Raw genomic sequence first — 6,519 nt, 5'->3', positions numbered from 1 at the left:
TACTATTGTAAGGTCGGCATCCAAATGACCCAAATAAATACCCACGCCAAGAAATAAAACTACAAAGTATTTCTTGGCACCTTTTACATAAAACAAATAAATTATTAAAAAAGTACAAACCCAATTAAAAATTTACACATATAATGTATCCTACCTCTCTTATCAATTTAAAAAGGGATTTATTTTATATAAATCCCTTTTTAAGTATTTAAATACCTAATATAATCTACATAACATAATAATTCCTAAAAACAAAATAAGATAAGAGCCCTCCCCTCTTATCTTTTACTTATATTTATTTCAAGTATTATTAACCCACGCGTCGAACACTAATAACATCTAGGCTTGTCACATTAAGTGTCCCAGCAGCATCTACCCAAACAAGAAATCCATCCTCTACACGAATAAATACGCCTGTTCCATCTATCGCAGTTCCGCCTGAAAAAACTGTAATTCTGTCACCTTCTCTTAAACCATTTAATCTTCTATTTCCCATCTCGCTCACCTCCTCATGGTTCCTATTTCTTCAATCTCTATTACATTTAATACATTTACATTATTTTCAAGTGCTATTAAACTACACGCCGTACACTAATAACGTCTAGGCTTGTCACATTAAGTGTCGCAGCAGCATCTACCCAAACAAGAAATCCATCCTCTACACGAATAAAGACGCCTGTTCCATCAATCGGACCTCCACCTGAAAAAACTGTAATTCTGTCGCCTTCTCGTAAACCATCTAATCTTCTATTCCCCACTTCGCTCACCTCCTCATGGTCCTATTTCTTCAAGTTCTATTGCATTCAACACATTTACATTATTTCAAGTGCTATTAACCTACGCGTCGAACACTAATAACATCTAGGCTTGTCACATTAAGTGTCCCAGCAGCATCTACCCAAACAAGAAATCCATCCTCTACACGAATAAAGACACCTGTTCCATCTATCGCAGTTCCGCCTGAAAAAACTGTAATTCTGTCACCTTCTCGTAAACCATTTAATCTTCTTCGACCTTCGAGATTTCTCAGTTCTCTTACTTCCTCACCACGTCTTCTTCTTCGATTTCTATTACATACATCACATTCACATCTACGTTGAAAAGACATTTAACATACCCCCTTTTCCCTAAAAAATTTATTTGCATTATATATTATGAAAGAAATAAATTAATTGATTAGACTTACTTCCTCTATCAAACATCCAATTCACTAATTCATAAAAAAGTTCACTAATTTTAACAATTGTACAAGCCATTTTGTATTACCTGCATACATTAACAATGAGATGATTAACATCTTACTATACTCCAAATCCCAAATTACCTGTTCGTTAGCTATCTTTAAAAAATAGAAAAAAGGTCAGTTAAAAACTGACCTTTTTTCTATTTTTTAAAGATATATATTTTGCAAATTAAAAACCCCTTACTTATAAATACATATATTATATAGTGCTCCAACACACTACTAAATAAAACTCCACTAACAAAGAAAGAACTTATTTTCTATCTGTCAAGAATTTAGGTTCTTTTTTATCGTTATATATCCTTTTATATTAATTATAAATTTTTAATTCCTTTCCATATAATCGATTCTATGCCCTTTATTTAGCATTTCCTTTACCATGACAGTTCCTCACATCCTTAAAGAACTTTTACAGTATGAAAGCTAGGGTTCTGCAACTTCACCTAGGGTATCACCACAATTCTTTTTAACAATTTACTTGTTTTCTGCACGAAACTAACATCACTAGCAGAATCTCGTAAGATATTTAGAGAGAAGAAACTTTGAACTTCTTAAATGTATAGTTGTATTTCATCAGATATAGATATTATTTTTTTAGTTTTATAGATATAAAAATATTATGGATGAATTATCTCGCGTCGTCCTATAGTAACCCTAATAAGCATAAATCCTGACGATTGACTTGGATTTTTAACTCTTTGTTATTGAAAATATAGTCCCATATTTTGTCGAAAGAAAATAAAAAAAGAGAGATTCCGCTTATAGGAAGGTCATTGATCTAGAATTATGATAAGTACAAGCATTGTAAAGAGGTATATACATAAATGAAAAACATGTTCTTTTGATTGGAGCAGCATTTGATCCGAATTTACTGTATCCTACATTGCCACCTAGCCCTCCATTCTCTTTACCCACAGGACCTTTTATTGGAGTTATATTAATTACTGCTGATAATTCAATAACGGTTGGTAATGCTGGTGTATATGCTGTAACGTTTACGACAGGAGTTAGTGTATCTGGAGAAAATTCAAGAATTCTTATTATAAATTTTACGATAAACGATACTGTTAATTTTCTTTCTCAAATACGAATCAATCTGGATTAGGGCAATAGAAATATAGCATCAAAAACAGTTTTACTTTCATTAAACCAAGGGTATGTTCTTCGAGCATTAATTAGACTTTCTGCTGGACTTATTTTTATTGGTGAAGCATCATTTCTTATTGAAAAAGTTGGCTAACATAAAAAAAGAGATCCGATTGGCTTTCTTTTTTCATTTTTGAGACCAATCAATTCCTTAGCTTGATAGCGATGTGATGCAACTCCTATTACTCAAAAATCCTATCGATATATGACATAAGCTCATTTTAGAAAATTCCTTATCAAAAAGAAGCATATATGATGAGGAGGACATATTTTAAACTATATTCCATTGGAAAGGTGCGGAAACGTATATGAATTTACATTCCAAGAAAAATTTTATTATAACAAGTACGCCTTATTTCCCACATATTAATTTATCAGGAATTCCCAAAGTAACAAGAATATCTCCATGCTTTTCTAAAACTCCAAAAACGAAAAAAACGAAAAAAAATCCAAAATTACCTAAATCGAAAATATTGTGCTTTAAACAATTTATAGAGCATAAAATCCAGTTAGTTCCTCCTGCCCAAAAAGGAACCATCAAAGTAAATAGACAAATATTTACTACGATTGAAAAGGTGTGTTCAGAAGTAGTCATTATTTCGGGATTTATTCGTAAGACTATTACTTATACAGCTTTAGCTTATAACAAAATAATTCCAAACTATAGAATTCATAGTAACGTGCCCTTTAAAGGTCTTATAGAATCAAAAGATATTAAAGAGGAACATCAATTTAGCATCGTCGAAGAAAAAATACTTGGCAATGTTTTTACAAGTGAAGCTAACTTTGAAAATCCAAAGAAATTTCAAGCATACCAATCACCCTTTGCTTTCGATTTTATAGAGAAAGATGCTGTAAAAATTTATATAAAAATGAGTACTTAGTAATTACTGTTCTTTCTAACATAACTTGTTATCTACTGAAAAAGCGTGTATAAGCATCCGCAAGGTTGCGAACAGACCACTGAATCGCAATACTATCCACTTCTTTTAGCCAAACAAACTCTCTCTTCATGGCAGGTAGTTTGGCAGAGCATGTACTATAGGTCAATCCTTTTCCTGTCTCTTTATATGCGTGATCCCATAAAGATAGGAAATGATTGAATACAAAGCGAGAACAACCAATCGTTTTGTTGATTAGAATTGCTTGTGCTTGATTTGGATAGATACGAAACTTTTAGACTTTATCAATCATCATTTAATTCACCTTCATTTCGGTATATGACTATCCCGAACCGAACCAAACATACATTCTATTCGTAGCGAAGTAACACTTTCTGTATGTCGAACAATTAAGATGGCTTCCTTCCATCCCTTGTTCGAAGCCAATTCATCTCCCACCTACTCACTAGTTTATGACCCTTCACCCGAAGGATTCTTCTTCGCTAAAATGATAAATTAAAATCTAATGGTAAAGAGAAATTCACTTTTTATTTTTTAAAAAATAAGAAGTGAGTTTTCCGTCTATTATTAATGATAATATTTAATTTTTAACACTATAAATGTTAGTCGAGCATATATTATAGTATTGGAATTGGTTTCACTCACTTATTTCAATTTTATAGTTTCCATTTAAGAACATCAACGGACATTGGTGTTCTTTTTAAGTGGGTTGACCTTGTAAAATAAGAAGTTTTCTGAGTTAAAAATTTATAAAACAAAGAAGCACTCAAAATGAGTGCTTCTTTGTTTTATCCTAGTACTTGTACTTGTTGTACTTGTAAAACTTTTAAAGTAAGGTCTAGTACAATTTTTTCACGAAGAGTATCAAATGGTTCGTTTAATTCTGTTGGACAAGGGGAAAAGTCTAATTCAAAAAATTGAGCACTGACTAATTCACAATATGGTTGTTCGTTATAAAAAACTGCATTTTCGAAAAAGTATTTGTCTAGACGTGGTAAATCACCATTTTTAGGATTAATAAAGTGCGATGTTGTGTCTGAAGAAGAAGCTACTAAAGCTAATGATAGAAAATCATCTTCCGTCAGATCTGCAAACCCACTAAAATTAATATTAGCGATACGATCAAATAAAGGTGCGTTACACTCGCTAGATGCATACTCAATGTTTTTACGAATATATCCTTGTACAAATAATTTTGCTCTTGTAACTCGGCGATAAGGTGTACCATCTACTGGAGTGAATGCAACAGGAACTAACTTACATTGTGTTAAAAATACGTTTTTTAACACACGTTTAATTTCAACTGCTGGAGGATCTAATGGAACATCCGATTCTACAACAATTTGAATTGTTCTTTCTGCTAATACAACTGGGATTTTTACAATCGGTGTTCCTGGCGTAGTAATTGGTGCTGCAGCTGCATCACTTAATGGTGTTTGAGTTTGTCCTACTGCCTGACAAGGTACATTGATTGGGCATTGTTCGCTCATATTATCTAATCTCCTTTTAAAATCACTTTAAATTTTTTAAAACTTTTCAATGACAATATATTCGTTTTTTTTATTGATGTATAAGCTTGTATAATAGGTTTTCAATTTTTTTTTATGTTTTGTAGATATTTTATTAGCTTTCTCATTAAAATTTTAAAAGTTGCAGGTTTTAGGTTAAAAAAATGAGTAAGTTAATTTAAACTACGATCTTAACAGCATGGATGTTAAGCTGTGCGTTAATTTAAAAACAGCTCTTTATAATATCCTTTGTAAAATTTTTACATAATTATACATTTAGGTTGAACTTGAGTCACTTCACCCTTTAAACATGTAACAGAATAAGGAAATCAATCATAGAAGTTAGGATTTAGTTAATATAGATCCGCCTATTATGACTATTAAAAGCATCACAAAAAACAGGAATTTTTTATCCAACCTCTTTATTTACAACTACAAATTTAGACCTCTTCCACTTCTTTACTATCTTCTTTTCCTCTTCCCTCATACTAATCACTGACTGTGAACTACCCGCCACTTAACGTCCTAACCAACCATCTATCTCATTTGCGGTGTACACTATCTCCATTCCTGCCATAGCACTACCCCACCTCCTATAAGGAAAATTCAATACGCCTAGTTTCTTTTCCGTTTCTAATAAGTTTGCTTGCTACATCTTATTAATTTCTTATATTCTAGTCCAAAAATAAAATATGAAATACATAAGCATTTTATCGCCATCTCTACAAATGCTAATGATGCAATAGGAACGATAAAAACGGAAGATTTCGCCACAACTAGGATAAGTGCACCCACCGTCCATATAACACAATGATTGATTATAAAAAAGAAGCTATGTTGAAGATTCTTCAACATAGCTTCTCTACATTTCATTATTATCGACTAAATCTAAGAGCTGTTAGAGTATTTACTCCTTGTACAAATAAATTAGGATTTCCTACAGTTACTCGAACTTGGTATCTAACATCAAAAAGTTGAGTTGTTGGAACATCTACATGTGAAAAAGGAGTTTGGATTTGATCATCATCACCCTCATTATCAATTTCAAATACTTGTGTATAAATGACCTGAGGTGTTCCTGATAATGGAGATGTTCTTGTAATAGTTAATGTAACTGTTGAAAATATATTATTATTGTTATTTAGACTGACGATACCACTCAGCCATACACGGTCCCCTGTATTTATTTTATCAAAATTTACTGTTAATATTGTAAGTGGTGCCGCTGGAGCAGGAGGAACAAGTATAGGAGTAGTAATTAATCTTTCGTCATATTCAAATTCAATAGATTCTTTATTATGGCTATGACAAGATGAACCTTTATAGTACTTGTAATCGCCTTCACCACAAGATGAACTTTTATAATATTTGTATTTTCTATCATAATAGCTTCCTATTGTAATCACCCTTTCTAAATTAGAATATATAATTCTATATAATTTATTCATGCAAAAAAAAATAGATTGTACTATATCCTATTGAATCTATAAAGGTTTCAAAATTTATATAAAAGGTGCGATACTCTGTCATTTGCAATTCAAGACTTCTAAATGAGTTTTAATCAAACCTTATTTCAAAATTACATAAACAAGTAAACGTGGATTAAAGAAAAAAAGAGTAAGGAGTGAATTGGTTGTTCACTCCTTTGAATTATAAACATAGAGGTCCGTTTAGCTTTGAATTAAAAATTGATAAAAAATTGCTTTAAGCCTTATTTAAT

At 31.6% G+C, this 6,519-nt stretch carries 7 protein-coding genes and 1 pseudogene; 2 read left to right on the top strand and 6 right to left on the bottom strand.

Going from position 1 to position 6,519, the window contains the following annotated elements; genetic code table 11:
- Positions 1–310: 310 nt before the first annotated feature.
- The 3 genes from ACTFO4_RS29325 to ACTFO4_RS29315 all read right to left on the bottom strand — a co-directional run bounded on the left by ACTFO4_RS29325 (position 311) and on the right by ACTFO4_RS29315 (position 1,108).
- Complete coding sequence (locus ACTFO4_RS29325) at positions 311–496, bottom strand: hypothetical protein (RefSeq protein WP_098853192.1); 186 nt, start codon at positions 494–496, stop codon at positions 311–313.
- Between the two features lie 76 nt (positions 497–572).
- Entirely contained in the window at positions 573–758 is a 186-nt protein-coding gene (locus ACTFO4_RS29320; RefSeq protein WP_016119599.1) for a hypothetical protein, read from the bottom strand.
- Positions 759–832: 74 nt separating this feature from the next.
- Positions 833–1,108, bottom strand: a complete 276-nt coding sequence (locus ACTFO4_RS29315; protein WP_098282196.1) for a hypothetical protein — start codon at positions 1,106–1,108, stop codon at positions 833–835.
- A gap of 976 nt (positions 1,109–2,084) precedes the next feature.
- On the opposite strand from ACTFO4_RS29315, the gene ACTFO4_RS29310 reads away from it, so the two are divergent.
- Both ACTFO4_RS29310 and ACTFO4_RS29305 read left to right on the top strand, forming a co-directional pair.
- The gene (locus tag ACTFO4_RS29310) at positions 2,085–2,348 is read left to right on the top strand and encodes an exosporium leader peptide-containing protein (protein WP_409532423.1); all 264 of its coding nucleotides are present in this window, start codon (positions 2,085–2,087) and stop codon (positions 2,346–2,348) included.
- A gap of 349 nt (positions 2,349–2,697) precedes the next feature.
- A complete protein-coding gene (locus ACTFO4_RS29305) occupies positions 2,698–3,273 on the top strand; it encodes a hypothetical protein (RefSeq protein ID WP_409532424.1) in 576 nt (191 codons plus the stop codon).
- A 31-nt stretch (positions 3,274–3,304) separates the two neighbouring features.
- On the opposite strand, the pseudogene ACTFO4_RS29300 reads toward ACTFO4_RS29305, so the two are convergent.
- The 3 genes and pseudogenes from ACTFO4_RS29300 to ACTFO4_RS29290 all read right to left on the bottom strand — a co-directional run.
- A pseudogene (locus tag ACTFO4_RS29300) lies at positions 3,305–3,556 on the bottom strand (helix-turn-helix domain-containing protein); the annotation flags it as partial.
- A 523-nt stretch (positions 3,557–4,079) separates the two neighbouring features.
- Positions 4,080–4,781 carry a CsxC family protein gene (locus ACTFO4_RS29295; RefSeq protein WP_098853187.1) on the bottom strand — a complete coding sequence of 234 codons (702 nt, stop codon included), beginning with the start codon at positions 4,779–4,781 and terminating at the stop codon, positions 4,080–4,082.
- A gap of 893 nt (positions 4,782–5,674) precedes the next feature.
- Positions 5,675–6,205 carry a hypothetical protein gene (locus tag ACTFO4_RS29290; protein WP_409532425.1) on the bottom strand — a complete coding sequence of 177 codons (531 nt, stop codon included), beginning with the start codon at positions 6,203–6,205 and terminating at the stop codon, positions 5,675–5,677.
- Positions 6,206–6,519 lie beyond the last annotated feature (314 nt).

Source organism: Bacillus cereus group sp. MYBKT14-1 (genome assembly GCF_051915185.1).
Lineage (GTDB): Bacteria > Bacillota > Bacilli > Bacillales > Bacillaceae_G > Bacillus_A > Bacillus_A cereus.
The sequence above is the reverse complement of the archived record's forward strand: the minus strand, read 5'-3'. Positions and strand labels throughout refer to the sequence as shown.